The 26,874-nt window shown below is 59.3% G+C and carries 29 protein-coding genes and 3 tRNA genes; 21 read left to right on the forward strand and 11 right to left on the reverse strand.

Annotation, left to right across the window (positions count from 1 at the left end; translation table 11 throughout):
- Nucleotides 1-22: 22 nt before the first annotated feature.
- Nucleotides 23-169 (forward strand): hypothetical protein, encoded by a 147-nt coding sequence (locus ASE04_RS31225; RefSeq protein WP_194273762.1) that lies wholly within the window; start codon nucleotides 23-25, stop codon nucleotides 167-169.
- Between the two features lie 171 nt (nucleotides 170-340).
- Nucleotides 341-414, forward strand: a tRNA-Cys gene (locus ASE04_RS18185).
- 239 nt (nucleotides 415-653) lie between these two features.
- Here ASE04_RS18185 and ASE04_RS18190 read toward each other — a convergent pair.
- On the reverse strand, nucleotides 654-1,025 hold the full coding sequence (locus ASE04_RS18190) for a tudor domain-containing protein (RefSeq protein WP_244490452.1): 372 nt from the start codon (nucleotides 1,023-1,025) through the stop codon (nucleotides 654-656).
- Nucleotides 1,026-1,588: 563 nt separating this feature from the next.
- Complete coding sequence (locus ASE04_RS18195) at nucleotides 1,589-2,050, reverse strand: BA14K family protein (RefSeq protein WP_056819926.1); 462 nt, start codon at nucleotides 2,048-2,050, stop codon at nucleotides 1,589-1,591.
- Between the two features lie 199 nt (nucleotides 2,051-2,249).
- Between ASE04_RS18195 and ASE04_RS18200 the strand changes: the two genes are divergently transcribed.
- Nucleotides 2,250-2,891 (forward strand): DUF47 domain-containing protein, encoded by a 642-nt coding sequence (locus ASE04_RS18200; protein ID WP_056819931.1) that lies wholly within the window; start codon nucleotides 2,250-2,252, stop codon nucleotides 2,889-2,891.
- Nucleotides 2,891-3,895 (forward strand): inorganic phosphate transporter, encoded by a 1,005-nt coding sequence (locus tag ASE04_RS18205; protein WP_056819934.1) that lies wholly within the window; start codon nucleotides 2,891-2,893, stop codon nucleotides 3,893-3,895. The genes ASE04_RS18200 and ASE04_RS18205 overlap by 1 nt, the downstream gene beginning before the upstream one ends.
- Here ASE04_RS18205 and ASE04_RS31705 read toward each other — a convergent pair.
- Complete coding sequence (locus tag ASE04_RS31705) at nucleotides 3,857-4,192, reverse strand: hypothetical protein (RefSeq protein ID WP_082597398.1); 336 nt, start codon at nucleotides 4,190-4,192, stop codon at nucleotides 3,857-3,859. The two genes, ASE04_RS18205 and ASE04_RS31705, sit on opposite strands and share 39 nt — an antisense overlap.
- A gap of 117 nt (nucleotides 4,193-4,309) precedes the next feature.
- On the opposite strand from ASE04_RS31705, the gene ASE04_RS18215 reads away from it, so the two are divergent.
- Nucleotides 4,310-4,384: transfer RNA gene (locus ASE04_RS18215), tRNA-Asn, on the forward strand.
- Between the two features lie 78 nt (nucleotides 4,385-4,462).
- On the opposite strand, the gene ASE04_RS18220 is transcribed toward ASE04_RS18215, so the two are convergent.
- Nucleotides 4,463-4,888: a hypothetical protein gene (locus tag ASE04_RS18220; RefSeq protein WP_056819939.1), complete on the reverse strand. Its 426-nt coding sequence runs from the start codon at nucleotides 4,886-4,888 to the stop codon at nucleotides 4,463-4,465.
- Between the two features lie 219 nt (nucleotides 4,889-5,107).
- Here ASE04_RS18220 and ASE04_RS18225 point away from each other — a divergent pair, with 219 nt between their 5' ends.
- The 4 genes from ASE04_RS18225 to ASE04_RS18240 all read left to right on the forward strand — a co-directional run bounded on the left by ASE04_RS18225 (nucleotide 5,108) and on the right by ASE04_RS18240 (nucleotide 10,119).
- Nucleotides 5,108-6,553: a cryptochrome/photolyase family protein gene (locus ASE04_RS18225; RefSeq protein WP_056819942.1), complete on the forward strand. Its 1,446-nt coding sequence runs from the start codon at nucleotides 5,108-5,110 to the stop codon at nucleotides 6,551-6,553.
- Complete coding sequence (locus ASE04_RS18230) at nucleotides 6,550-7,881, forward strand: NAD(P)/FAD-dependent oxidoreductase (protein WP_056819945.1); 1,332 nt, start codon at nucleotides 6,550-6,552, stop codon at nucleotides 7,879-7,881. Before ASE04_RS18225 ends, ASE04_RS18230 begins: the two co-directional genes overlap by 4 nt.
- The gene (locus ASE04_RS18235; RefSeq protein ID WP_056819948.1) at nucleotides 7,878-8,720 is read left to right on the forward strand and encodes a DUF1365 domain-containing protein; all 843 of its coding nucleotides are present in this window, start codon (nucleotides 7,878-7,880) and stop codon (nucleotides 8,718-8,720) included. Before ASE04_RS18230 ends, ASE04_RS18235 begins: the two co-directional genes overlap by 4 nt.
- Nucleotides 8,721-8,865: 145 nt before the next feature.
- Complete coding sequence (locus tag ASE04_RS18240; RefSeq protein ID WP_056819951.1) at nucleotides 8,866-10,119, forward strand: SAM-dependent methyltransferase; 1,254 nt, start codon at nucleotides 8,866-8,868, stop codon at nucleotides 10,117-10,119.
- Between the two features lie 82 nt (nucleotides 10,120-10,201).
- On the opposite strand, the gene ASE04_RS18245 is transcribed toward ASE04_RS18240, so the two are convergent.
- Both ASE04_RS18245 and ASE04_RS18250 read right to left on the reverse strand, forming a co-directional pair.
- Nucleotides 10,202-11,035 carry an SDR family NAD(P)-dependent oxidoreductase gene (locus ASE04_RS18245; protein ID WP_056819958.1) on the reverse strand — a complete coding sequence of 278 codons (834 nt, stop codon included), beginning with the start codon at nucleotides 11,033-11,035 and terminating at the stop codon, nucleotides 10,202-10,204.
- A 98-nt stretch (nucleotides 11,036-11,133) separates the two neighbouring features.
- Entirely contained in the window at nucleotides 11,134-11,775 is a 642-nt protein-coding gene (locus ASE04_RS18250) for a ChrR family anti-sigma-E factor (RefSeq protein ID WP_056819962.1), read from the reverse strand.
- A gap of 232 nt (nucleotides 11,776-12,007) precedes the next feature.
- Here ASE04_RS18250 and ASE04_RS18255 point away from each other — a divergent pair, with 232 nt between their 5' ends.
- The 5 genes from ASE04_RS18255 (at nucleotide 12,008) to ASE04_RS18275 (ending at nucleotide 15,781) form a co-directional block, all read left to right on the forward strand.
- A complete protein-coding gene (locus ASE04_RS18255) occupies nucleotides 12,008-13,045 on the forward strand; it encodes a cysteine synthase A (RefSeq protein WP_056820452.1) in 1,038 nt (345 codons plus the stop codon).
- A gap of 6 nt (nucleotides 13,046-13,051) precedes the next feature.
- On the forward strand, nucleotides 13,052-13,789 hold the full coding sequence (locus tag ASE04_RS18260) for an alanyl-tRNA editing protein (protein WP_056819968.1): 738 nt from the start codon (nucleotides 13,052-13,054) through the stop codon (nucleotides 13,787-13,789).
- Between the two features lie 14 nt (nucleotides 13,790-13,803).
- Nucleotides 13,804-14,673, forward strand: a complete 870-nt coding sequence (gene sseA / locus ASE04_RS18265) for a 3-mercaptopyruvate sulfurtransferase (RefSeq protein WP_056819973.1) — start codon at nucleotides 13,804-13,806, stop codon at nucleotides 14,671-14,673.
- A gap of 5 nt (nucleotides 14,674-14,678) precedes the next feature.
- Complete coding sequence (locus ASE04_RS18270) at nucleotides 14,679-15,239, forward strand: GNAT family N-acetyltransferase (RefSeq protein ID WP_056820455.1); 561 nt, start codon at nucleotides 14,679-14,681, stop codon at nucleotides 15,237-15,239.
- A 71-nt stretch (nucleotides 15,240-15,310) separates the two neighbouring features.
- The gene (locus tag ASE04_RS18275; RefSeq protein WP_056819976.1) at nucleotides 15,311-15,781 is read left to right on the forward strand and encodes a DUF1203 domain-containing protein; all 471 of its coding nucleotides are present in this window, start codon (nucleotides 15,311-15,313) and stop codon (nucleotides 15,779-15,781) included.
- Between the two features lie 49 nt (nucleotides 15,782-15,830).
- Here ASE04_RS18275 and ald read toward each other — a convergent pair whose 3' ends face one another.
- Entirely contained in the window at nucleotides 15,831-16,949 is a 1,119-nt protein-coding gene (gene ald / locus ASE04_RS18280; RefSeq protein ID WP_056819980.1) for an alanine dehydrogenase, read from the reverse strand.
- 154 nt (nucleotides 16,950-17,103) lie between these two features.
- Between ald and ASE04_RS18285 the strand changes: the two genes are divergently transcribed.
- The 4 genes from ASE04_RS18285 to ASE04_RS18300 all read left to right on the forward strand — a co-directional run bounded on the left by ASE04_RS18285 (nucleotide 17,104) and on the right by ASE04_RS18300 (nucleotide 21,008).
- Nucleotides 17,104-17,565: an Lrp/AsnC family transcriptional regulator gene (locus ASE04_RS18285; protein ID WP_056819983.1), complete on the forward strand. Its 462-nt coding sequence runs from the start codon at nucleotides 17,104-17,106 to the stop codon at nucleotides 17,563-17,565.
- Between the two features lie 59 nt (nucleotides 17,566-17,624).
- Nucleotides 17,625-18,506, forward strand: coding sequence for a DMT family transporter (locus tag ASE04_RS18290; protein ID WP_056819986.1), 882 nt, complete (start codon nucleotides 17,625-17,627; stop codon nucleotides 18,504-18,506).
- Nucleotides 18,507-18,598: 92 nt separating this feature from the next.
- Nucleotides 18,599-18,931: a PilZ domain-containing protein gene (locus ASE04_RS18295; protein ID WP_056819989.1), complete on the forward strand. Its 333-nt coding sequence runs from the start codon at nucleotides 18,599-18,601 to the stop codon at nucleotides 18,929-18,931.
- Between the two features lie 88 nt (nucleotides 18,932-19,019).
- Nucleotides 19,020-21,008 carry a bifunctional 2',3'-cyclic-nucleotide 2'-phosphodiesterase/3'-nucleotidase gene (locus ASE04_RS18300; RefSeq protein ID WP_056819991.1) on the forward strand — a complete coding sequence of 663 codons (1,989 nt, stop codon included), beginning with the start codon at nucleotides 19,020-19,022 and terminating at the stop codon, nucleotides 21,006-21,008.
- Between the two features lie 30 nt (nucleotides 21,009-21,038).
- On the opposite strand, the gene ASE04_RS18305 is transcribed toward ASE04_RS18300, so the two are convergent.
- Entirely contained in the window at nucleotides 21,039-22,007 is a 969-nt protein-coding gene (locus ASE04_RS18305) for a LysR family transcriptional regulator (RefSeq protein WP_056820457.1), read from the reverse strand.
- Nucleotides 22,008-22,145: 138 nt separating this feature from the next.
- On the opposite strand from ASE04_RS18305, the gene ASE04_RS18310 reads away from it, so the two are divergent.
- Nucleotides 22,146-22,760, forward strand: a complete 615-nt coding sequence (locus ASE04_RS18310; protein WP_056819993.1) for an FMN-dependent NADH-azoreductase — start codon at nucleotides 22,146-22,148, stop codon at nucleotides 22,758-22,760.
- Nucleotides 22,761-22,828: 68 nt separating this feature from the next.
- Here the strand turns inward: ASE04_RS18310 and ASE04_RS18315 are convergent, their stop codons facing one another.
- The 3 genes from ASE04_RS18315 to ilvA form a co-directional block, all read right to left on the reverse strand.
- Nucleotides 22,829-24,100, reverse strand: coding sequence for a GGDEF domain-containing protein (locus ASE04_RS18315; protein ID WP_056819997.1), 1,272 nt, complete (start codon nucleotides 24,098-24,100; stop codon nucleotides 22,829-22,831).
- 235 nt (nucleotides 24,101-24,335) lie between these two features.
- The gene (locus tag ASE04_RS18320) at nucleotides 24,336-24,665 is read right to left on the reverse strand and encodes an HlyU family transcriptional regulator (protein ID WP_056820000.1); all 330 of its coding nucleotides are present in this window, start codon (nucleotides 24,663-24,665) and stop codon (nucleotides 24,336-24,338) included.
- A 36-nt stretch (nucleotides 24,666-24,701) separates the two neighbouring features.
- Nucleotides 24,702-25,952 (reverse strand): threonine ammonia-lyase, encoded by a 1,251-nt coding sequence (gene ilvA / locus ASE04_RS18325; protein ID WP_056820003.1) that lies wholly within the window; start codon nucleotides 25,950-25,952, stop codon nucleotides 24,702-24,704.
- Nucleotides 25,953-26,129: 177 nt separating this feature from the next.
- Between ilvA and ASE04_RS18330 the strand changes: the two genes are divergently transcribed.
- Entirely contained in the window at nucleotides 26,130-26,522 is a 393-nt protein-coding gene (locus ASE04_RS18330; protein WP_056820007.1) for an antibiotic resistance protein VanZ, read from the forward strand.
- Between the two features lie 30 nt (nucleotides 26,523-26,552).
- A tRNA-Leu gene (locus ASE04_RS18335) sits at nucleotides 26,553-26,638 on the forward strand.
- Nucleotides 26,639-26,874: the final 236 nt, after the last annotated feature.

Below are 26,874 nucleotides of genomic sequence, written 5' to 3' on the forward strand. Positions count from 1 at the left end.
AAAACGCACCAAACGGGCTGGAATGGTGAATAAATCTACTGCGATCGGCGGACTGTTCGTCTGCACATTCCTTGTCATCATTCTCCTGATTCCCCTTGTCGCCGCGACAGCGCCGCATGTCACCACCAACGGCATTTCACCTATGCCGTCACTGCAGCGTATCGACTGATTGGAAGCGACTTTCCGCCGCTGACGTCGCTTGGCGCGGCACATATCGCTCGCGGGATCGCTCTCCGCCTGACGCATTCAAAATGAGCGAGTTTTTCCACCAAGCCTCTTGCGCTCGATTTCTATTCATTCTAAATGCCGCCCAACGCTTCGGTTGCTCCGAGCGTTGTGAGGCCTCGTGGCGGAGTGGTGACGCAGAGGACTGCAAATCCTTGCACCCCGGTTCAATTCCGGGCGAGGCCTCCAAACATTTTCCACTGACTGAGACAGTGATTTGTAGCGCTAGGCGGGTGGCCGAATGCGCAGACCTTCTTGCATTCTCACTGCAGCACGTTTCCCTTGATTTCCAATGAATCCTTGGCTGCCATGCGACATGGAATGCAACATACGACGCGTCCAGTCCCCATCCCGAGTGTAGCGCAAAAATGAAAACGCCCGCCTCTGTGAACAGGGCGGGCATGGCTATATTCAGATTGGTAGCAAGCTTACTTCGTGCGGCAACGACCGGTCTTGGTGGTTTCCTTGTCGCCGTCGTCGTAGGCGATGCCGATTTTCTCGCCAGCAAGGGACGCAATTGTGCCCGGATACCAGTCACCGGCGTTCTTGAAGTTGCACTCGACCTTCATGCCGATCATCCAGTCGTATGGACGAACCTGGCTGGTGTTTACAGTTTCACGGTCACCATCGTCATAGCGAATGGTAACCTCTCCGCCACCAACCTTCTCCGCAACGCCCGGGAACCAGTATCCTGCGCCCTTGTAGTTTCCTAAAACCCAATCACCTGCCGTCTGAGCGCTGGCGAACCCGCCGCTCACGGCGAGCATGCATCCCGCAATAATCATCTTGCGCTTGATCAAAAAACTGTCTCCCAGTAGCCAGCCCGCAATTGGGCCTGTGAGCAGAATTATGATCGGGCACTTAATGGCGGATGAACGCGAGAAGCCATAGAACATCCGACCGCGCGCCATTTTTGGGGCAGTCTATCGTTTGGTTGCAGGCTGCGGAATTGAATCGGATATTTCGCGGTTATGAGCCCCTCGCTGTGGGTTTTAGTGGGTGATCAAGTCCACGTAGTCGTCCTGGATCTCTCCGATCCGCTCGCCCCTCTCGTCCACCGGTCGCCAACCATTTGGTTGCGCCTCCACGTCCTAACGTGCGAGACCAGCGGGCAGTCCATACGCACCATGAAGTGAGAAATGTCGTGAAAACTGGAGATACGCCCGAACCGGGCCGGGCAACGCGGATCATTATTCTGATCGCTATGGTTCTCTCTGCCGTGACCGCGGTTGGCGGCTTTATCGCGGTTTACCGGGCTACGTTTGTCACCCTGTGAGTGGGGTAACGGCATCTGATCCAGGCATCAGATGGAAGCAAAAGCGGCCGCGTAAATCCCGCGACCGCTCACTTGGTCCCACTCCGTTCACTGTGCGATGCACTGACGGCGGGGGCCGTAATATGGCTGGTATGTGTTGTCGTAGGCGCGGTACGAACGATAACGGCTGTAGCACCAGTCGGCGTGCGATCCGGTTGCCCGGGCCCGCGGCTGTTGCGACGAGATGATACCGCCGATGATAGCACCGGCAGCAAGGCCGCCGATCAGCGCGCCAGCGCCATTGTCGTGGTCGTCGTAGTAGCGCCGACCATAGTAACGGTCACCATAGTACCGATTTCCGTAGTAGCGGTCGCGATTATAACGGTTGCCATTTCTATAGCCGCCGCAGCGGTAGATTTCGCAACGCGAACGATGGCTGTTGGCTCCGGAATCGCCAAAGCTGCCTCTGCTCTGTGCAGAAGACGGATCGCGAGAATTTTCGGCCAAACTAGGCGTAAAGCTCGCGAGACCTGTCGCGATCGCCAGAAAAATCGTCGCCAGACGTTTCATTTCGTACCTCTCAAACCGCAATCGGCCCATCATGCATGCAGGAATAACGCGCTGATCTGCCGCAGGTTCCTGTCGCAAAAAGCGTTTCGCGCCTTTGGACAAGGCAAGAAAGAATCGGACAACTCCATTTGTGACACTTTTATTGCAGCGCTTGCTATTTTATGACGAGCTTCGAAAAAGTTCTCAACGGATGGATTGAATGCTCAGCTGGTTTCGCAAACTTCTGCCTCGGGAAGACCGATTCTTCGACCTCTTTGCCCAGCACTCGCGCACCATTGTCGGTGCTGCGGAGGCTTTGAACGAACTGCTTGCGGGCAAAGACACCGATCGCCACTGCGAGCGTATCGTCGCGTTGGAGAACGAAGCCGACGACATCACCCGCGAAGTGCTGCTCGCGGTGCGCCGCAGCTTCATAACGCCATTCGACCGCGTTGATATCAAGGATCTGATCCAGTCGATGGATGACGCGATCGACATGATGCACAAGACGGTGAAAACCATCCGCTTGTTCGAGCAGAAGGAATTCGATCCCCGCATGCAGGAGATGGGAACCGCGATCGTCCAGGCGGCGCATCTCGTGGCCGAAGCCATCCCGCTTCTCAACCGGATCAACGCCAATGCGCCTCGCCTGATGGCAATCGCCGAGGAAGTGACGCGCGTCGAGGGACGGTCCGATGATCTGCACGATCGCGGGCTGAAGGACCTGTTTCTCCGTCACGGAGCATCGAACCCAATGGCCTATATCATCGGCAGCGAAATCTATGGCGAACTTGAGAAGGTCGTCGATCGCTTCGAGGACGTTGCAAACGAAATCAGCGGCATCGTGATCGAGAACGTCTGATGGACGCCACCCTCGCCTTCCCATTGCTCGCGGCGCTGATTGCGATCGCGCTGTTCTTCGATTTCCTCAACGGCCTGCATGACGCGGCGAATTCGATCGCAACGATCGTGTCGACGCGCGTGCTGCGGCCGCAATATGCGGTCGCCTGGGCCGCCTTCTTCAACTTCATTGCCTTCCTGTTCTTCGGCCTGCACGTCGCCGAGACGCTCGGCACCGGCATCATCGATCCCGCCATCGTTTCGCCGATGGTGATCTTTGCCGCGCTAATGGGCGCGATCATCTGGAACATCGTCACCTGGGTGCTCGGCATCCCGTCAAGCTCCTCCCACGCGCTGGTGGGTGGTTTGGTCGGCGCCGGTCTCGCAAAGGTCGGTTGGAGCTCCATCGTCTGGAGCGGGCTTCTGAAGACGGCCGGGGCGATCGTGATGTCGCCGATGATCGGCTTTCTTCTGGCACTCTTCCTGGTGCTCGTCGTCTCGTGGCTGTTCGTGCGACAGACGCCTTTTGCGGTCGACCGAACGTTCCGCGTACTGCAATTCGCGTCGGCCTCCCTATATTCGCTTGGTCACGGCGGTAACGACGCGCAGAAGACGATGGGGATCATTGCGATCCTGCTCTACTCGCAGGGTTATCTCGGCGGCAGCTTTCACGTTCCGCTTTGGGTCGTCCTGTCGTGCCAGTCGGCCATGGCGCTCGGCACATTGTTCGGGGGGTGGCGGATCGTTCACACCATGGGCTCCAAGATCACCCGCCTCAATCCCATGCAGGGCTTCTGCGCAGAAACAGGCGGAGCGCTGACGCTCTTTGCCGCCACGTGGCTCGGCATTCCCGTTTCGACGACACATACCATAACCGGTGCGATCGTCGGCGTGGGTGCTGCGCGTCGTGTCTCGGCTGTGCGCTGGGGGCTTGCAGGCAACATTGTCATCGCCTGGGTCATCACATTGCCGGCCGCCGCATTGATCTCAGCGGCGTTCTACTGGGCCGCTGCCCTTTTCAACTAATGAGGGGGCGGGTCTCCGCCTCTTCTGCCACCAGACGGAGAATCGCCGCCGCATTCTCCGCGCCACATGCAGGTCGTGGGACAGGACCAGGACGCCGAGCGGCACCATCCAGAATCCGAGAATCGGCAAAAATCCGAGACAGCCGCCTGCGACAAGCAGCCCGCCGATCGACAATCGCGCCGCGCGCGACTGCGGCAGGGGGATACGGACAGAGCCCATAACGATCTGGCGTGTCGAATGATCAATGCCAAACCGCTTGGATGTCTGTTTTTGCGTGTTGTCGTTGCTGTCAGTCATCCACAGGAGATGGGGATAACCACAATGAATGCAAGGAGATGTCATTTTTTTGAAAAAACCGCTTGGCAAATCGTGCAAGCATTTGTATTAGCCCACTCACACCGCGGCGAGCGGTGATCCCTGGTAGCTCAGCGGTAGAGCATTCGACTGTTAATCGACAGGTCGCCGGTTCGAATCCGGCCCGGGGAGCCAGTTTCAAAGGCCTGCATTGAAAAATGCAGGCCTTTATTTATTTCACGATATCAAGCTCATCCGACGCCATAAGCGGCGCTATTTCTTGCGCTTCAGTTTCGGCGGTGGAGGCGGCGGCGTCAAAGCGCCCTCGGCGAAGCAATAGCCTGCGACCGAGCCTTTGGTCCGGAAGAGGAAGCCCTGCCCCTCCGCGTGCCATCTGCACGTCAGGGAGTTTGCATCCCACGCCGTAACCTTGACGTCGTTGATTCCCTTTCCGGCGTAGTAAGATCCGGGATTGCCTGTCAGCTGCCACCCCGTCGGCGTCTTCACCGTCCATGAGACGGCCGGCGGTCCGCCGTCCGTTTCCTTGATGCCGAAGTCAGGCGTCTGGCATCGTTTGGTGGCGGGATCGCAGGTCAAGGTGGTGGTCGCCGCCTGCGGGGGAGATTCTTTGCCTACTGTGGTGCAACCAGCCAGACCGATTGCCAGAACGCCGCAAACAAACAGAACACGATACGCCATAAATCTACTCCCCCCAACAATATCTGCGCACATGCTACTATAATCACGGCCGCGGCGGCGCTCCTCCGTTCGAGTGATCTGGCTCCTCCAAGAGTACACTTGAAACCTTTTGCGCCTGCGGCGACGCTCGTTTTCGGCTGCCCACACAACTGAAACTTTTGATCCACGAGCATCGTACCTTCGTAACAGACACGAAGCAGCATGACGGGGAACAGGGCATTGGCGGATAACGGAAAAAAACCGGTCATCGTATGGTTTCGCAAGGATTTGCGCCTCGATGACAACCACGCACTGCAGGCGGCCTGCAGCAGCGGCAAGCCAGTCATTGCCGTTTATATCCGTGAGCCCGCCTCGTCAGGCACGGGAGCGCTCGGGGCCGCGCAGGAATGGTGGCTCCATCATGCCCTCGATCAACTGGACAAATCGCTGACGAAGCTCGGCGGGCGGCTTCACCTCGCAACCGGAAGGGCAATCGACGCTCTCTCGGACCTATTGTCGACAAGCCTCGCGGACATGGTCGTCTGGAATCGCCGTTATGATCCGCCCGGCATTGCCATCGACGAACGATTGAAGCGAGAGCTGCAAGAGCGAGGCGTGGAGGCTCGGAGCTTCGCCGGACAGCTGCTCCATGAACCGACAAAGCTTCTCACCGGCAGCGGCACACCCTATCGGGTCTATACGCCCTTCTGGCGGGCGCTCGAGCGCGCGGGCGAGCCGCCTCGCCCGATCGATGCGCCGGACAAGATCCAGTTCGCACCCATTTCAGGTGCCGGTGAAAAGCTTTCATCCTGGAACCTGCTGCCGACCAAGCCAAACTGGGCGCGGGAGTTTGCCGACATGTGGCACCCCGGCGAGGAGGCTGCGCGGGAACGCCTTCGGGATTTCATCGACGACGGCCTGAAGGGGTATAAGACGGATCGGGATTTTCCGGCGAAGCCATCAACATCGATGCTGTCTCCCTATCTGGCGCTGGGGCTGATCTCCCCGGCAAGGATCTGGGAGGAGACACGAGGAACGCATTTTCCAACCGCCGACATCGTCCATTTCCGCAAGGAACTCGCCTGGCGCGAGTTTTCCTACCATCTGCTCTATCATTTTCCGAAACTGCCCTACGAAAACTGGAACGAGCGGTTCGACGGCTTTGAGTGGTATAACGGGACCTCGCATTTTCATGCCTGGACGACCGGCATGACCGGCTATCCAATCGTCGATGCCGGCATGCGCCAGCTCTGGCGCCACGGCTTCATGCACAATCGAGTGCGGATGGTGGTCGCGTCGTTTCTCATCAAGGATCTGCTGATCGATTGGCGACGTGGCGAAAAGTGGTTTCGCGACACCCTCATCGATGCCGATCCCGCAAGCAATGCCGCGAGCTGGCAGTGGGTCGCCGGGTCCGGCGCTGACGCTTCCCCGTTCTTTCGTGTTTTCAATCCAGTGCTTCAGGGCGAGAAGTTCGATCCGGATGGGGATTACGTTCGGGAGTTCGTGCCGGAGATCGCGGCACTCGGAGACAAGTACATTCATCGCCCATTCGACGCTCCGGCGAATGTGCTGGAGAAAGCCGGCGTCGAGCTTGGCAAGACCTACCCCAAACCCATCGTCGACCATGCTGTTGCCCGCGACAGGGCCCTGAAAGCATACAGCGCCGTAAAGGATGCAGCATGAACGCGCATTTTCCGCAGACCCCGCGCAAGCTCAAGGTGGCGATCATCGGCTCCGGCATTTCAGGAGCCTCGGCAGCCTTTGCCCTCAATCCGCTACACGACGTCACGCTCTACGAAAAGGCGGAACGGACTGGCGGACATACGGCAACCGTGGATATAGACTATGACGGCGTCGAGATTTCCGTCGACACCGGCTTCATCGTCTATAACGAGCCGAGTTATCCCAATCTGACAGCGCTGTTCCGGGAACTGGGCGTCGCGACACATGCGAGCGACATGAGCTTTTCGCTGTCCCTCGACCACGGCAAGCTCGAATGGGCCGGCGGCGGCCTTTCCTCGGTATTCGCTCAGACCCGAAATCTGCTGAGCCCGTCCTTTCTGCTGATGATCCGGGAAATTCTACGCTTCAACCGCACATGCCTGCGGGACCGCGATGCCGGGCACCTGGCCGCCCGCTCAATCGGCGACTATCTCGATTGGCGCGGCTTTTCGCCCGGCTTCACCAACAATTATCTGGTGCCGATGGCCGCGGCGATCTGGTCGACACCGGCCACCAAAATGCTGCAGTTTCCCGCCGAACACTTCGTGAATTTCTTCGACAATCATCGGCTGATCTATTCCCGGCAGCATCAATGGCGAACCGTGACCGGCGGCAGCCGTAATTATCTCGACAAGCTGCTGCGACCGCTCGGGGATCGCGTAAAGACGGGGCTTGGCGTCAGAAGTGTCGTGCGTGACGAGACGGGGGTGACTGTCATCGACGATACCGGGGCCGAGGCGCGCTTCGACAAGGTGATTTTCGCCACGCACAGCGACCAGACGCTGCGGATGCTGACGCACCCCACGGGCCAGGAAGCGAGAATTCTGGCAGCCGTCCCCTACCAGCCAAATCGCGTCGTTCTTCACCGCGACGAGAAGCTCATGCCGACCCGGCGTAAGGTTTGGGCATCGTGGAACTATCTTCGCTCGAGCCATGCCGACGGCAATGCAGCGGTTGCGGTGACCTACTGGATGAACAGGCTGCAGGGGATCGACAACCGTTTTCCGCTGTTCGTGACACTCAATCCCGACCGCGAGCCGGATAGAAGCAAGGTCTTCGCCGAGTTCTCCTACGAGCATCCTCAGTTTTCAGCCGAAAGCGTGGCCGCACAGAATGCCCTCCAGGCAATCCAGGGGCAGAGCAACAGCTATTTTGCCGGCGCGTGGACCGGCTACGGCTTCCATGAAGACGGCCTCGTATCGGGCCTTGCAGCCGCTGAGGCGCTGGGCGCCGATCTACCTTGGCGACAACATCGCTCCCTCAAGCAAGATACGGATAGGGCAGCATGAGGAACCGAGGCCGAAGACAAGGTGTCGGTATGATCGCCAACGGCCCTCCGCCGGCGGCTGCGGCCACCCTCTATGTCGGCGATGTCATGCATCAGCGGATGAAGCCCTTCGGCCACCGTTTTCGTTACCGGGTGTTCTCCCTGGCAATCGACCTCGATCGCCTCGACGAGGCGGACCGCAGTTCCGTCCTTTTTTCGGTGAACCGACCGAACCTCGTCTCGTTCCGCGAGTGCGACCACTCCGATAGCCGGACGACGCGTGCTCATGCCGACGAGTTGCTTGCGCACGCGGGCATCCGGGCCACTCGCATCATCCTTGTCTGCTACCCGCGAATATTCGGCTACGTCTTCAACCCGCTGTCGGTCTACTACGCCTACGACGACGCTGGGCAGGTCAGCGCGCTCATCTACGAAGTCCGGAACACCTTTGGCGAGCGCCACAGCTACGTTTGCCCTGTTGATCGCGGGCAGGCATCCGATGCAGGCATTCGGCAGGTGTGCGACAAGCTGTTTCACGTCTCGCCATTCATTGAGATGGACATGCGCTATCACTTCCGAATGCTGCCGCCCGGGAGAGAAATTCGCTGGCGGATACTGGAGACCGACAAGCACGGTCCATTGCTCGCCGCCACATTCGCAGGGCAGCAAGCATCGCTGACGACAGCCGCACTGGCCGGACTACTGCTCCGGCTGCCCTTCCTCACCGCCAAGATCGTGGGCGGAATTCACTGGGAGGCGCTGAAGCTCTGGCTGAAGGGCGCGCGATATATCCGCCGTCCCGCCCCTCCGCCACCTCACAGTGTCGTCCTGTCCGAACAGATACCGGACGCGGCAGAATGAGGATGACGAAGCCGAACGCGAGCTCTCGCAAAGAAACGATTTTCGTTTTTCGAAAACCTGCGATAGCGTCTGACACAATCGCCGGGGGGTGGAACATCACGAACAATAACGTCCTTAACCGGCAGCGACGCCGGAGGAACAGTCCATGACGAATTTGGAAACGGTTGACGGTACGCCCGTTACGCTTCTGAGCAGGGAGAATATTGCCGCTATCGCCAAAAATGTGCCGTGGCGCGCGCGCATGGTGCTGCGTGCCTTGCTCAGCATGCGGAGCGGATCTCTGACGCTTACCCTTCCAGACGGCCGGACCATCCTCGCCAAGGGTGCTTCTCCCGGCACCGACGCCCTGCTTCGCTTGAAAAACTGGAACATCGCCTATCGGTCGCTCGCCACAGGAACCATCGGGGTCGCCGAGACCTACATGGATGGTGACTGGGACAGCCCCGATATCGCTGCATTCCTAGAGTTGTTCCTCGTAAACACCGAGGCAGCGAAGACTTACGCCGGCGGCCAGGGCAGCGTCATGCGTCTTGTCGAGCGCGTCAGGCATTGGATGAACGCCAATACGCGTGCCGGCTCGCGCCGGAACATCGCCGCCCACTACGATCTCGGCAACGATTTCTACAGTCAATGGCTCGATCCGACGATGACGTATTCGTCGGCGCTCTATTCGACGGGTGCCAACGACCTGCAATCCGCCCAGCACGCCAAATACCATGCATTGGCCGAGGCGACCGGCATCAGGCCGGGCGACCATGTGCTTGAGATCGGATGCGGCTGGGGCGGTTTCGCCGAGTTCGCCGCAAGCCAGCTCGACTGCCGCGTGACCGGATTGACCATCAGCAAGGAACAATTGGCCTTTGCGCAACAACGCATCCAGAAGGCCGGTCTTGCCGATCGCGCCGATTTCCGGTTACAGGACTATCGTGACGAAACCGGGCAATACGACCGCATCGTTTCGATCGAGATGTTCGAAGCCGTCGGAGAGAAGTACTGGCCGGCCTATTTCTCGAAACTGCGGCAATGCCTGAAACCCGGCGGTAAGGCCGGTCTCCAGATCATAACCATTCGCCCGGAAGCTTTCGAAGAATACCGCAGCAATCCCGATTTCATCCAAAGGTACGTCTTTCCGGGCGGAATGCTACCGACGCGCGATCATCTCGCGGATCTGGGAAATAAAGTAAACTTGTCACTGGTCAGAGACTTCGGTTTCGGGTTAGACTACGCTCGTACGCTCGCCGAGTGGCGCGAGCGGTTTTGGTCCGTTTGGGAGCGCATTCGCCCGATGGGCTTTGACGAGCGGTTCAAACGGCTCTGGGAATTCTACTTGTTCTATTGCGAAGCCGGCTTCCGCGCCCGAAACATAGACGTCCGCCAGGTCGTCTTTTCGCGGAGCTGACGAGAGTGGGTGGCGGACAGATCGGGCAGCTGACCTCCTGTCCGTTCCGCCACCTGCCTCGTCAATGGTGTCGAGCCGCCAATTATTCAGCAGGGTGCGGTGTCACCGGTCGGCGACGGCCTTCAAGCGGGCGTTCACGCCAGCCTGTCGCGCGATTGATCAGCCGGAAATAGAGATTGTAAGGCACCAGCTTCAGAAGCTTGAGCGTGTAGGTAAATCGCTTCGGGAAGGTGATTTCGAAGCGCTTGGACTTCAGCCCGGCGGAGATTTCTGCGGCAGCCTCTTCCGCCGATATCAACGACGGCATCGGGAATTCATTCTTGCGGGTCGCCGGCGTGTCCACGAAACCCGGTGTCACGACCTGAATGCGGATTCCCATTTTATCGAGATCGAATTTCAGGCTTTCTGCCATGTTGATGAGAGCCGCTTTCGTCGCTCCATAGGCTGCGCTGGTCGGCAGGCCGCCATATCCGGTGGCGGATGAAACGATTGCGATCTGCCCCTGTCCCTTCGCCTTCATGTGGCGAACGGTGGGGATCAAGCAATTGACGACGCCCTGGACATTTACGGCAAAGCTCTGCTCGAAATCATCGCGCTTCAGTTCCTCGGCGTGGACGGGGAGATAGACGCCGGCGTTGAAAATCGCCAGCGCGAGCGTACCGTGCTCATACTCGATCGACGCAAGCACGTGCTCCATATCCTCGGGATCGGTCACGTCGCCGTCGAGGACCACGATGCTGCCCGCAAGACCGTTCGCCTGGGCTTGCAGTTCGGCAAGTTTTTCATGGTCACGGGCTGTCACCGCAACCCTGTAACCCTCTGCCGCCAACTGCAAAGCCAGCGCCCGCCCGATCCCGGAGCTTGCGCCGGATATCCAGACAATTCCGTCTTCAGGGTGGGCAATAAAATCGTGCATGGCGCAATTCCTCCGGCTTTCGCATCAACGTCGAAATTCATCCGGAAGTTCCTCGCTGCCTCCGGGGATATGCTCCTATCACGCTATTGTGGCTGCTTTCAGCCGATCAGATCGCCAAGGATCTGTCGGAACGATCCCGTCAGTTTGATCGGAGCGTCGAGCACCGAGAGAGCGATGCAGGGACGGTCTTTTTCGGCGACAGGCCGATGATCGACGGTTTCATCCGCAACGGAAATATCGCCGGGACCAAAGCGTCCTCGGGCATCGCAAAAAGCGCCGTCAAGAATAAGCGTCAGCTCCATGCCTTTGTGGGTGTGGGCCGGAAGTGAACGGCCCGGCCGGATCCACATCAGGCTGAACTCGAAACCACTGACATCGATCGAATACTCCTTGAAACCGGGAAGCTTCGTCCGCCAGGGAACACCGTCCACGTCAAAGCCGACGAAGCGTCGCAACGAAGCCGGAAAGACACCTGGGGAACCAGAAGCCGGTGTCAGCGCCTGCGAGGGCGGAGGCGAGCTAAAGATCGAGGATAAGCGAGTGTCGCGACTATCGATGACGGCAAGCTCGATGTCCTCGAGCGCCTCCCCGGCCAGACATTCCAGGTCCCGGACCAGTGCATGGTTGTCGGATTTGATCTCCAGATGACATTCGACAAGTACACGCACCGGCTCCGGGAGGGAGCCGGCTACATAATGCGCCATCAATGCATCGACCGTGTCGATATTTTGAGAAACCATGACGGTTTTCGGTCGTGTCCGCTTTCGTGATTGCTTTGTCGTCGTCCATACGATGAAAGTCAATCGCTGGATCAGCGTGGCTTAAGAGTACCGGCCGGTTCTAGGTTTACTTGCAGCCGGAGGTGTATTTTTGTCGTCGCACGCGGAGGCATGGAATAGCATTTCTTGCCAACCCAGCCTTGTGAAGGGAAAAGACCGTTCTTAAACTAAGCGTTTGAAAGAGGCAGATTCCATGACCGTGCACCCCTCAGTTCTTCAAGCTATCGGCAACACTCCTCTGATCAAACTGAAGGGAGCCTCAGACGCAACCGGCTGCACGATCCTCGGCAAGGCGGAGTTTCTGAACCCGGGCCAGTCCGTTAAAGATCGCGCGGCGCTCTACATCATTCGCGACGCGGAGCGCAAAGGGCTGCTGAAGCCTGGCGGCGTGATCGTCGAGGGCACGGCCGGCAATACCGGCATCGGACTGACGCTGGTCGCGAAGGCGCTCGGCTACCGCACCGTCATCGTGATCCCGGAAACCCAAAGCCAGGAAAAGAAGGACGCCTTGAAACTGCTTGGTGCTGAGCTGGTCGAGGTTCCGGCGGTTCCCTACAGGAATCCGAACAACTACGTGAAGGTCTCCGGCCGCCTGGCCGAACAGCTCGCCAAAACCGAGCCCAACGGCGCGATCTGGGCCAATCAGTTCGACAACGTCGCCAACCGGCAGGCCCACATCGAAACGACGGCGAAAGAGATCTGGAACGATACCGACGGGAAGGTTGACGGATTTATCTGCTCTGTCGGCTCCGGCGGTACGCTTGCCGGCGTTGCTGCCGGCCTGAAGGCCTTCAACAAGGACATCAAGATCGGCATTGCGGATCCGGATGGTGCGGCCCTTTACGAATTCTACAAGAGCGGCGAACTGAAATCGTCAGGTTCCTCCATCACCGAAGGCATCGGCCAGGGCCGCATCACGGCCAACCTCGAAGGTTTCGTTCCGGATTTCGCCTACAATATCTCGGACGCCGAAGCCTTGCCGTTCGTGTTCGATCTCGTCGAAAACGAAGGCCTGTGCCTGGGTGGTTCCACGGCGATCAACATCGCCGGAGCGGTCCGCCTCGCCAAGGATCTAGGCTCTGGCCATACCGTCGTGACGATCCTCTGCGATTATGGCAACCGTTACCAGTCGAAGCTCTTCAACCCTGACTTCCTGACGTCGAAGGGCCTGCCGCTGCCGGCGTGGCTGACATCGACGTCAGATATCAAGATCCCATACGGACCAGCGTGAGACCACATGCCAGTCAATGCCCTCTATCGTGACGATTTCTATCTCTCGACATGCGAAGCGGTGGTCACCGCGATCCATGACGATGGGGGCATCGAACTGGACCAGACATGCTTCTACGCGACCTCGGGCGGTCAGCCCGGAGATACCGGCTTTCTGGAGCGCGCCGATGGAAGCAAGATAACGCTCGGCCTAACGAAACACGGGTCCAGCAAGGATATCGTCATCCATGTGCCGGTCGAAGGCGAAGCAGCGCCTGCGATCGGTGAGAAGCTGGTCCTGCATGTCGATTGGCCTCGGCGCTACAAGCTGATGCGGATGCACACCGCCTGCCATCTCCTCTCGGTCGTTTGCCCGTTCCCGATCACCGGTGCGGCCGTCGGCGAAGACGAGAGTCGCGTCGATTTCGACATGACCGACACGATAGACAAGGACGAGGTCACGGCGAAGCTGATGGAGTTGGTTGCCCAGAACCATCCGGTCTATTTGCAGTGGATCACGGATGAGGAACTCGCTGCGAACCCCGGTATCGTGAAATCGAAGAACGTCCGTCCACCGATCGGTCTTGGACGCGTGAGCCTCGTCTGCATCGGAGAAGACTCGGCAATTGACAGCCAGCCCTGCGGCGGCACACATGTTTCGGAAACGCAGGAAGTCGGGCAGATTCACATCGCCAAGATCGAGAAGAAGGGCAAGGAAAACCGCCGCTTCCGAATCCGTTTCGGCGTGCCCGGCGACGAAGCCTGATACAAGGAAAGATTATGAGCGAAGAGAAGAGCCGTTTCGTCGTTTCTGCCGACTGGCTGCAGGCCGAACTTGGGAAGCCGGATTTGCGGGTGCTGGACGCGTCCTTCTATCTCCCGGCCCACAATCGCGATGCCAATGCGGAGTACGCGGCAGGACACATCCCCGGCGCGATCCGCTTTGATCAGGACAAGATCGCCGACCATTCCGTTCCTCTCCCTCACACAATCCCCTCGCCCGAGGAATTCGCCGCCGAAGTCGGGAAGCTTGGTATCGACGAGAACGATCGGATCGTCGTCTATGACGGGATCGGCATGTTCGCGTCGCCACGCGTGTGGTGGCTTTTTCGCGTGATGGGCGCGAGGAACGTCTTCGTGCTCGATGGGGGTCTCGACGGCTGGAAGGCCGAGGGTAGGCCGCTCGAGAGCGCTGTTCCGCAGTACGCGGCGAAGGTGTTTCATTCGCGCTACGATGCCGGCCGCGTCGTCCACCTCGATGCGATGCAGGCAATCGTATCCGACGGATCCCTGCAGATCGCCGATGCGCGGAGCGCGGGGCGCTTTGCCGCGACGGAGCCGGAACCGCGTGCCGGGATGCGATCGGGCCACATGCCCGGCGCTCGCAACCTCCCGTCCGGCGTCTTTGCCAGCAAGGGCTACTTCAAGTCCCTGCCGGACCTCAAGAAGACGATCGAGGACGCCGGTGTCGACCTTTCGAAGCCGGTGGTGACATCATGCGGCTCCGGGATAACCGCGGCGATCATCACGCTGGCGCTGGAATCGCTTGGTCACACCGATAACAAGCTCTACGACGGATCGTGGAGCGAATGGGGCTCGCGCGACGACACGCCTGTCGTAACCGGCCCCCCTACACCGTCCAAGGCTTGATCGACATGGCCAAGCCTCCCGTGTCCCTCAACGCCCACATCACGCACCTGGAAATGACGGCTGCTCCAAAGACCAGTCTGCCGGTGCCTGTCAACATTCAGACGGCGATCATGCGCGCGCCGTCCATTCCGCTGCCCTTCTATCGTTATCTCTACCGGCAGGTCGGCGCGCGGTGGCAGTGGGTCGAGCGACTGCGGATGACCGATGAGGAACTTGCGGCGGTACTGCACGACAAGCGCAACACCATCTCCGTTCTCTATGTCAACGGAGCGCCGGCCGGCTTCTACGAGTACGTGACCCGTGATGACGACACGATCGAGCTCAGCCATTTCGGACTGATCGAACATGCGCTTGGTCTGGGGATCGGAAAATGGTTCCTGCTGCAAGCGCTCTACGCGATATGGTCGCAGAATCCGCTGCGCGTGCTGACGACCACCAACAGTCTCGACCACCCGCGAGCGCTGCAGCTCTATCAGATGTTCGGCTTTTCGCCGGTTTCGACCGGTACTGCCGTCGTTCGCCCGCTGAGCGACAAGGAACTGCTGGAACTCTTCAAGAAGAGCTGACGCCCGCAAGTATCGGGTGGTTTTCGACAGTCGCCAATGGAACCATGACAGACCTCAAAAGGAGTTCTGTCATGTCGACCATTCACTTCTCTGCCATGCCATCAAGAGATGCCGAGCACATCTGGAGCGGCGGGAAGGACGCTTACGGCAATCCGCCGGAGACTATGGTCTCCGATGGGCCGGGCCATCCCTGCCGCCACTGCCTGCGGAACATCGACGCGTCCGAAGAGCTTCTGGTGTTCGCATACCGGCCGTTTCCTGACCTTCAACCCTATGCGGAGACCGGCCCGGTCTTCATGCACAAGCGGCCCTGCGCGCGATACGCCGCTGAGGAAATTCAACCACCCGTCCTCGGCGCCAGCCCGGATTTCATCGTCCGCGGCTACGGCGCCAACGACCGGATCGTCTATGGTACGGGTTCGGTTACGCCTATCGCGGATATCGAGCGCTATGCCGGGGAGTTGCTGGGACGGCCCGAGATTGCCTACGTCCACGTCCGATCGGCGCGCAACAACTGCTACCAATGCCGGATCGACAGATAGACGGAAGCCGGCCGCTTTCGCGACCGGCTTCCGTACATACCAGACAGGGCTACGCGACGTTGAGGGCGCTTTCCGGGGCGAACGGCTCGTAGCCGAGCGCTTCGGCAACCGGCTTGTTCGTCACGCGGCCCTTGTGAATATTCAGCCCGTTTCTGAGGTGCTTGTCTTCGGCAATCGCACGCAGACCACGGTCGGCGAGCGCAAGGCCGTAAACCAGCGTCGCATTGTTAAGCGCATGCGCCGATGTCACGGGCACGGCACCTGGCATGTTGGCGACGCAATAGTGGACGACGCCATCGACCTCGTAGGTGGGATCGGAGTGCGTCGTCGCATGTGATGTCTCGAAGCAGCCGCCTTGGTCGATCGCGACGTCGACGATAACGGAGCCCTTCTTCATTCCCGAGAGCATCTCGCGCGTGACCAGCTTCGGCGCCTGAGCACCCGGGACCAGAACCGCACCGATCACCAGATCCGCCGAGAACACCTCGTCCTCCAGTGCCTGGATGCTGGAATAACGGGTGTGTACGCGGCCGGAGAAAATGTCGTCGAGTTGACGCAGACGCGGCAGTGATTTGTCGAGGATGCAAACGTCGGCGCCAAGACCGGCCGCCATTCTTGCCGCATGCAGCCCGACGACGCCGCCGCCGATCACGGCAACCTTTGCCGGCAGGACACCGGGGACGCCGCCGAGCAGAATGCCGAGGCCGCCATTTGCCTTCTGCAGCGCCGTTGCGCCTGCCTGGATTGCAAGACGACCAGCGACCTCGGACATCGGCGCGAGCAGCGGCAGCCCGCCGCGCTCATCGGTCACCGTTTCGTAGGCCACCGCCGTCGCACCGGATGCCAGCAGTCCCTTCGTTTGCTCCGGATCCGGCGCAAGGTGGAGATAGGTGTAGAGGATCTGGCCTTCACGCAACTGCGCCCATTCGACAGGCTGAGGTTCCTTCACCTTTACGATCATGTCGCACTTGGCGAAAATGTCCTTGGCCGAGGCGACGATCTTCGCACCTGCGGCAGCATAGGCTGCATCATCCGCTCCGATCCCTGCCCCCGCTTTTGTCTCGACCCATACCTCATGACCATGCGCGATATATTCGCGCACAGACGCCGGCGTCAGACCGACGCGATACTCATGGTTCTTGATTTCCTTCGGGCAACCGACACGCATGGGCGTTCCTCTCATTTTCTTCCGCTGGGCGGATTATGTTTTGCAGAGAAATCTAAACACCAACCTCGTGCAAGGTCCTTGCAAAGAGGAATTGCAAAGCATGAGATTTTCGATGATTGTTGCGAAAATTGCCTGAAAATCGAAAGTTCTTCGAATGTCAGACTTGGATAGCATCGATCTTGCGATTCTGAAGACGCTCCAATCCGACGCGCGCATCACCAACTCGGACCTTGCCGCGAAAGTCGGACTGTCGGCATCGGCCTGTTCGCGGCGGCTCGACATTCTGGAAAGACAGGGTGTCGTGCGCGGCTATCATGCGCATGTGTCGCACAAGGCGCTCGACTACAAGATGATCGCGATCGTGCACATTTCGCTGTCCGGGCAGTTTGCTAAGACACTTTCGGAGTTCGAGGCCGCGGTGAAGCGGTGCCCCAACGTTCTCGTCTGTTATCTGATGTCCGGCGAATACGACTACATCCTTCGCGTCGCCGCACGCGATCTCGAGGATTACGAGCGCATTCACCGCGACTGGCTCTCGGCGCTTCCGCATGTCGTGAAGATCAACTCAAGCTTCGCGCTCAGGGAGATCATCGACCGCCCGAATGTCGGGCTTTGATGTCGCTGCCGAAGCCTTGAAAGATGGCAGCACGCCTTTCACCACGATAAGACCCGATCATGAAATCGAAGACGCACGGCTACATTTTCGCCCTTCTGGCAATCACCATCTTTTCGATCCAGGACGGCATCTCGAAGCACCTCGGGAGCGCCTACCCGCCTGTCTTCGTGACGATGGTGCGCTATTGGGCTTTCGCGCTCTTCACGATCGTTCTGGCGTCGAAAATGCGCGGCGGTTTGAGGGCAACGGCCAGAACAAAGCGCCCTCTTCTTCAGATCACCCGCGGCATCCTGCTCGCGGCGCAGGTGGTTGTCGTCGTCAGCTGCTTCGCCGTCATCGGGCTGGCGCATTCGCAGGCGATCTTCTCGGCAACGCCGATCCTGATCGCCCTGCTTTCCATGCCGATCCTCGGCGAGCGCGTCGGATGGCGCCGCTGGACGGCGATCATCGCGGGGCTGATCGGGGTCCTGCTGATCCTGAAGCCCGACGGCGGCTTCTTCGCTACCAAGCTGCTTTTGGCGATCTTCTCCTGCTTTCTCTTCGCGTTCTACGTGATCGCCACCCGGCTCGTCAGCAGGGAGGATTCCGCGATGACGAGCTTTTTCTACACGGGCGTCGTCGGCGGCGTCGCAATGACGTTGATCGGTCCCTTCTACTGGACATGGATGTCGCCATCGGACTGGATCTGGATGCTTCTGGTCTGCATGACGAGCATTTCGAGCCACTACCTCCTGATCCGGGCCTACGACATGCTCGACGCGGCGGCCATTCAGCCGATTACCTACCTGCAGCTCGTCTACGCATCCGTGATCGGCGTCACGATCTATGGCGAGAGCCTCAGCCTGAACACGATCGCCGGCTCGCTCATCGTCGTCGCATCCGGTATTTTCACCATCTGGAGGGAGCATGTCGTCGCGCGCCGGCAGGCGCTTGAGCGGTAAACACGTTCCACGCAATTTTAAGGAAGCGCATAAAGGGGCATCAATCAGTCATTGCTATTATGCCCTCATCGTATCGTTTGGGGAGCAAGCTGATGAACAACCTCAATATCATAACGCGCAAGGCGGAGCGAAAGATCTGCCGCATCTTCGGCAAGGTACGCTATCTCAACAAGGAAGTGGACGCGCGGATCGTCAATCTGTCCACCAGCGGTATCGCCCTAGAGGTACGATCGCCGCTGCACGCATCGTCTGGGAGCCGTGTGCAGATCGTGGCCGACGACCTCGGCGCGCTGCAGGGGATCATCCGCTGGAACCACAATGGCCGGCTCGGAATTCAGTTCGATCCGAACTCCAATTCCCGCGCCCAGGTTTCCTCCTATTTCCGGTTTTTCCATCGCGACGTCAAACCCGTCCTGATGCGGTAACGCATGTCATATTAAGGGTTTACTCCGCCGCAAATGTACCTAGTCTCGCCTGCGGGCCGGGCGACGCGTCATTTTCGAAGGAGCTTTCATGTCATCTCGTTTTGAATTGCCGCCGATGAGCAGACGTTCTCTGCTGACCGGCATGGCCGCCACGTCCGCTCTTGTATTGCTGCATCCTTTCGCGGCGCGCGCCAGTGCCAACCAGGCGCATCTGCGGCTGATGGAAACGACTGATATCCATGTCAACGTTTTTCCCTACGACTACTATGCCGACAAGCCCAATGACACGATGGGTCTGGCGCGAACGGCAACGATCATTGACGGCATCCGTGCCGAGGCTTCCAACTCCCTGCTGATCGACAACGGCGACCTGTTGCAGGGCAACCCGATGGGCGACTACATGGCCTATCAGCACGGCATGAAGGATGGCGACGTCCATCCCGTCATCAAGGCCATGAATACCCTCGACTACACCGTCGGGACCTTGGGAAACCACGAGTTCAACTACGGCCTGGACTTCATGTTCAAGGTGGTGAAGGGCGCGAATTTCCCGTTCGTATGCGCCAACCTGACCAAGGGCCAGCTCGCCGCCGATCCGAAGAAGGACGATCTCTTCTTCAAGCCATACGTCATCGTCGAGAAGATGATCAAGGATGGCAGTGGTAGCGAGAGCTTCGTGAAGATCGGCTTCATCGGCTTCGTGCCGCCGCAGATCATGTTGTGGGACATCAAGAACCTGGAAGGCAAGGCACAGACGCGCGACATCGTCGAAGCGGCAAAAGCATGGGTGCCGGTCATGAAGGAAGAAGGCGCCGACATCGTGGTGGCGCTTTCGCACTCCGGTATCGATGGGGCGGCATTCTCCGAGAAGATGGAAAATGCGTCGCTTCACCTTGCGGCAGTCGACGGCATCGACGCGATCTTTACCGGGCACCAGCATCTCGTCTTCCCCGGCCCAAAGACCTGGGATGGCATCCCGAACGCCGATCCCGTCAAAGGCACGCTGCATGGGAAGCCGGCGGTGATGGCCGGTTTCTGGGGATCGCATCTCGGCCTGATCGACCTTCTACTGGAGAAAGACGGCAAGAGCTGGAAGATCGTAGACTTCACCTCGGAAGCCCGTCCGATCTATCACCGCGACGACAGCAAGAAGGTGGTTCCGAACGTCGGTGATCAGAAGCGCATCATCGAAGCCGCCAAGGCCGAGCACGAGGCGACCCTTGCCTATGTCCGCACGCCCGTCGGCAAAACGTCGGCGCCGCTCTATTCCTATTTCGCGCTGGTCGCGGACGACCCATCCGTTCAGATCGTCTCGCAGGCACAGACCTGGTATATCAAGCAGATGCTGGCGGATACCGAATTCAAGGATCTGCCGGTCCTCTCGGCAGCAGCCCCCTTCAAGGCTGGCGGGCGTGGCGGAGCCGACTACTATACGGATGTTCCGGCCGGTGACATCGCCATCAAGAACGTGGCCGACATCTACCTTTATCCCAACACGGTTCAGGCAGTCGTCATTACCGGCGAACAGGTCCACAACTGGCTGGAAATGTCGGCCGGGATGTTCAATCAGATCGCCGTGGGTAGCAAGGACGCCGAGCTGCTGAACGCCGATTTTCCGTCGTACAATTTCGACGTTGTCGACGGCGTGACCTACGAGATCGACCTCTCCCAGCCGCGCAAATACGATAACGACGGAAAGGCAATCAATCCGACCTCAAGCCGCATCCAGAACCTGCAATTTAGTGGAAAGCCGATCGACCCGAAGCAGAAGTTCGTCGTGGTGACAAACAACTACCGTGCTGGCGGCGGTGGCAAGTTCCCCGATATCGCCGCCGACAAGGTCGTCTTCCAGGCGCCGGATACGAACCGGGACGTCATCGTTCGCTACATCCACGACCGAGGGACAATCAACCCCTCGGCCGACGGCAACTGGGTATTCAAGCCGCTTGCGGCCACGACCGCGACCTTCCAAAGCGGCCCGAAGGCGAAGCAGTTCATGGCCGAGGTCAAGGGTGCGAAGATCGTAGATGCGGGCGACGGCGCCGATGGCTTCGCGAAGTTCAGGCTCGTCCTCTGAGGAAAAACGGCGGGGCTAGCGCGCCCCGCCTCATTCCGCGGCCAGAGGCACATCCGGCGAACGAATTTCGCTCAATGCAGCGTGAAAATCCGCGTGACTCGGGCATGCCGTAAGGCGCGTTCGAAACGCATCGATCATCCAGCTCGCGGCAGGCCCGGGCGGGCTTGCGACCCTTCGCATCGCGTAGATCGGGTACTCGCCCTGCTCATAGGCTTGCAGATCGAGATGCACGAGGGCGCCGCTCATCAGGTCGTCGCGGATGATCGAAGCGGGCAGACCTCCCCAGCCAAGACCGCCACGAATCAATGCGTGCTTGCTGGCAATGTCGCTGACGCGCCACGTCTTGTAGGACAGCACATTGAAGTCCCTGCCCTTCGTCAGGCCGGACGCATCGGTGACGACAAGCTGAACCTCCTCGCGAACGTCAGCCAGGCTGAGCGGTCTGCCGATATTCGCCAGCGGATGCGTGCTTGCCGCCACCGGCATCATGAAGGAATGGCCGATCCGTTCGACTGTCAGCGAATCGTCCTGCTTCAGCACCGCGCCGCCGATCCCGATCGACGCCTTGCCCGTCAGGACGGCATCCATGACCATGCCGAGCTCACCGGCATTCAGGTTGAGGGATACGGTGGGGAAACGTTCCCGAAACTCGCGCAGGACATCCACAATGGCTCTCGACGGCACCATGACGCTTATCGCGACCGATACCTCCGCCTCCAACCCTTCCTTCAGGCTCTTGACGCGGGCGCGCATCACCTGCAGGTCGGTCAACAGCCGGCGCGCATCCTCCAGCATTGCCTTTCCGGCTTCAGTCAGCTTTGGCTGGCGCGCGCCGGAACGCTCGAAGAGCGGCATTTCAAGCTGCGCCTCGAGATTGGCGATCGTGTAGCTGACCACGGACTGCGCACGGTTCAGCGCACGCGACGCCGCAGAAAAGCTGCCCGTCTCGGCAACGGTCAGAAATACCTGCAGCTGGTCCAATGTGGGGTTCGGAAGCATACCCATCCAATCCATCGATAATCTTAATCGACATTATCCCAGTTTTTTAGATAGGCCGCCAGACATATTTCTCCTGTCGAACCGGTGTCCGACGACTTCCAAGCGGGCCCCGAAGCCAAGACGAGAGGAATATCAATCATGTCTTCCATTCTGCTTCTGACCTCCAGCCCGCGCGCCGAGTCTCTTTCCACGACCATCGCCGCTGACCTCGCAACCAAGCTCCAGACCCAGCGCGCCGGCACCGTTGTCGTGCGCCGCGACCTGGCTGCCAAGCCCCTGCCGCACATCGACGATCTGTTCACCGCAGCCATCCGCAAGCCGGCCGACCAGCGCACCGCGCAGGAAGCCGAAGCCGTAAAGACCTCCGATGAACTGGTCGACGAACTGCTCGCAGCAGACACGATCGTCATCGGCACCGGCCTCATCAACTTCAACATCTATTCTTCGCTGAAGACCTGGATCGACAACGTCGCCCGCGCCGGCCGTACCTTCCAGTACACCGAAAGCGGCCCGGTTGGCCTTGCCACCGGCAAGAAGGTTTATGTTGTTCTGGCATCCGGCGGCGTCTATTCGCAGGGTCCGGCCGCAGGCATGAACCACGCTGTTCCGTACCTGAAGTCCGTTCTCGGCTTCCTCGGCATCACCGACATCGAAACCATCTACGTCGAAGGCCTGGCATTCGGTCCCGAGGCTGCTGAGAAGGCTATCGGCGCAGCCAAGGCGCGCGCTGAAGAAATCGCGTTGGCCGCCTAAGGCATCATCGCTGATCATGTTCAGGCGGTCGGTTTCACCGGCCGCCTTTTCTTTTGTCCGGTTGAATCTCAGCCGGTCTGGTCGAGACCGACGCGACCGACCACGCAGTTTCTGCCATTGCGCTTGGCGAGGTAGAGGCGTTCATCGGCGGCGGAAAGCACGCTGGTGAAACTAGCGCCGTCGGCGACCGCCGTCGCGACGCCGACGCTGACCGTGACCTGCCGCCCATCAGGCGTGCTGACGCTGTTTGCGATCGTCCACCGCAGCCGCTCGGCAAGGCGAAGCCCTTCGCCATGATCGGTGTTCGGGCAGATCGCCACGAACTCCTCACCGCCGAAGCGGAACATGCGATCGTTGGCCCTGAGGATGCTGCCGAGGCGCCCGGCAATGGCCTTCAGCACCTCATCCCCCTGCAGATGGCCAAACTGGTCGTTGACGTCCTTGAAGTGATCCGCGTCGAGGATGATGACGGTCACATCCTGCCCCTGCCGCAAGGCTTCCTTGATCATCGCAGGCGCTTCCAGCTCCAGCCTTGTGCGATCGTAGAGGCCGGTCAGGACATCCCGGCCGGTACGGCTCAGGAGGTCGTTATAACGTTCGCGGAATGTCAGGTCGCCGAAGATGTCACCGATCGGTCGCGAATTGAACGCGAGCACGGAGTGCCGGCGGATTCCGTGCTCGTAGATCGCAAACATCGCCGTATAGAGGCAGACGGAGAACATCTTCGCCTTCCATCCGCCCCAGAAGGCCGCGGCCGGTACATCGAAGAAATAGTGAACAGCGCCGAAAAAGCCTATCTGGTCGAAGGTTAGAAGCGCAAAGCCGCACAGCATGAAGCGCAGAACGACTCTATGCCTGAGATAGCGCCCCAAGCGCTCGTAGAGCAGAATGATCCCGATCGAATCGAGATAGAGGAGCGCGGTGCCCCACAGCATCAGGCCGCCCATTTCCTTCAGGAAATCGAAGTTGGCACCCTGCCCCGCAGACAACTCTCCGGGCGAATGCAGCTGAAGCAGCCATGCGATGCTGACCGTCAGGAGGTTGCCGATGAACAATCCGTAGATTGGCTGGCGAACGATCGCCGCATCCTCCTGCAGGTAAAGCATCAGGATCATCATGAGCTTTCCGGCAAAGAAGACGGAGGAGCCGGGCGACACCGTGCCGAACGGCAGCGGCACATAGAAAACCGCCGCGAGATAGGTTTCCATGAAATGCATGACGCCGAGCGCTGTCAGGAACATGCCTAGGCCCAGGCGGTAACGGAAATGCAGCAGCGTCACCATCAGCGTGAAATAGCCGATGGCCTCGACCACAAAGAGAAGGAGATTTACGTTTTCCATTGGTCGGCCCGGCCACCAGCGTTCAGTCGAAGCCGGCGAAGTGCGGCTCTCAACTCAAGGCAATCGTTTGCCACCAGCCGATCGGCCGAACGAAAAACAGTCGAAGTTTCAACGGGCTTAAACACAAAAGTATCCTGCAAAACCTGCAGGCGATATCATTCGCTTCAATACTTTAACAATGGATGAGCAAAAGCGCGTGCGGTGCTCGCCAGTGGTCGATTTCCGGCGAAAACGATCAGACCTGTCGCACCTTCGCACCATCGCTGAACAGCGAGGGGCCGTTCTGATCGATGATCTGCTGGGCCTTCCGCACCGTGCACTCGATGGCGTCGTCGGAGGACGAGAACATGTCGGCGCGGATGAAATTGCGCACGAGCAACTCGTCTCCGACCGTCTTCTCGATACGTCCGGCCAGGCGATACTGCCCGCCTTCCTTCTGCGGCTCGGCATAGATGGTGCAATCACCATAAAGCTGCGGCTCGGAGGCAACGGCTGCACCGCCGCCGCCGGTCGGTTTCGCGTTGCCGGAAAACATGGAAAAAATGCTGGAAAATATAGAAGCCATGTCCCGCCTTTATCATGCTGCCCGGCAACGGAAAAGTTAAATAATCAGGTTCGCCAGTATCTCGTTTTCGGTGATGTCTTCGAAGCCGATCGCGGCGTTTTCGAAATTTGCCACGAGCTGGGCGAAGTTCTCAGGCGCCTTGGTCTCGATGCCGATCAGGACGGAACCGAAGTTGCGGGCCGTCTTTTTCAGGTATTCGAAACGCGCGATATCGTCGTCCGGCCCCAGGAGATTGAGGAAGTCGCGCAGCGCGCCCGGGCGCTGCGGCATACGCAGGATGAAGTATTTCTTGAGGCCCGCGTAGCGCATCGCACGCTCCTTCACGTCAGGCAGGCGCTCGAAGTCGAAATTGCCACCCGACACGATCGCGACAATTCTTTTGCCCCGGATCGCTTCCGGGGCCAGCGACGCCACGGCCGTCAGCGACAGCGCACCGGCAGGCTCTAGCACGACACCCTCGACATTCAGCATTTCGCTGATCGTCACGCAGATCGCGTTCTCCGGCATGAGAAGGACCTGCTCGGACGAGAACCCTTTCAGGGCTTCGAAATTCAGATCGCCGATCCGGCCGACTGCGGCGCCATCGACGAAATTGTCGACTTTCGGCAGCGTCACGACCTGCCCGGCTTCGATGCTTCGCTTGAGGCTCGGAGCGCCGGCGGGCTCGGTTAAGATGAAGCCTTCCCTGGGAACGATGTCCTTCAGATATCCGCTGACGCCGGCAGCGAGACCGCCGCCGCCGACCGGCATGACGACGAGGTCGGGAACTGCTCCTTCAGGCAGTTGCTGCATGATCTCAGCCGCAACCGTTGCCTGCCCCTCGATGATGTCGACATGGTCAAACGGAGGCACCATGACGCCATCGATCGCTTCGACATGGTCTCGCGCGGCCTTGTAGCACTGATCGAAGAAGTCGCCGGTCAGCTTGATCGTGATGAACTCGCCGCCGAAAATCCGGGTCTTGTCAATCTTCTGCTGCGGGGTCGTGACCGGCATGAAGACTACGCCTGGAACGCCGAAGTGGCGGCAAACAAAGGCAAAGCCCTGGGCGTGGTTGCCGGCGGAGGCGCATACGAACGTCTTGTCAGCAGCTCCGGTGACGAGTGCCTTGCGGAAGAAATTGAAGGCACCGCGGATCTTGTAGGACCGAACGGGCGAAAGATCCTCGCGCTTCAGCCAAATCTCCGCACCGTATCTGGAAGAAAGGTGCTCATTGAGCTGCAGCGGCGTAGCCGGAAAGAGGCTCCGCATTGCTTCTTCGGCGCGTTCGACATCCTGTGTGGTCACGGTCCCGATCCCTTGCTGTTTCGGCCCCCGCTATGGCACAGGCATAACAGCGAAAGAAGCCCATTTTCCGCTCGAATTGACTTCTATTGCAGAAGTCATGAAGCGAGGCCAAAAAAGAGCGTGTGATAACGAAATTGTGCACTGCACGAAAATTTCGAGATCGATAATATAGGCGTGATGATCATCAACAAATTTGCCAAACCAGTCGCCTGGTGCCTGTTGGGCGGGATAATTTTCGTGACCGTTTCGCCGATCGGGTTGCGACCGCACACGATCACGACGGTCAATATCGACCGAGCGCTGGCCTACCTTCTGGTGGGCCTGGTTTTCGCGGTGGCATATCCCAAGCAATGGATGCGCATCGCACTGCTCCTCATCGTCGGCGCAGTGGCTATCGAATACATGCAGTACTTGTCACCGACCCGTCATGCGCGCCTTCATGACGCGGCGATAAAGGCCGTGGGCGCGTCCTTCGGCGTTATGGCCGGCTGTCTCTTCAACAGATTTCGCCCTGACGTCGCTGAAGGCCGGACATCCTCCTCGATGGTTACCTCCGACGCACTTGACTGAATCGCGTTAGTCGTTGAAGGAGAAAGCCACGCGGGCGTGGCGAAACTGGTAGACGCAAGAGACTTAAAATCTCTCGGCCTTTGGCTGTGCGGGTTCGATCCCCGCCGCCCGCACCAGAATTGTACTGCAATCGATCCGAAACAATACCCGACGGATCCGGCTTCATCACAAGACGCTTTATCACCACGTTAGAATGTGTTTTTATGCGCCCGCGAGGGAAATGCGGCGATAGCGTGTAGTTTGTAAGCTTGTCTTGTGGGAGTAAGGCGATGGTTTACGATTGGGATGGCGCTCGGACACGGCGCCTAAAGCTATTTCGAGCAGGCACGACATTTCTGATTGCCGCAGCGGT

Source organism: Rhizobium sp. Root708 (assembly GCF_001429725.1).
In the GTDB taxonomy this organism is placed as follows: domain Bacteria; phylum Pseudomonadota; class Alphaproteobacteria; order Rhizobiales; family Rhizobiaceae; genus Rhizobium.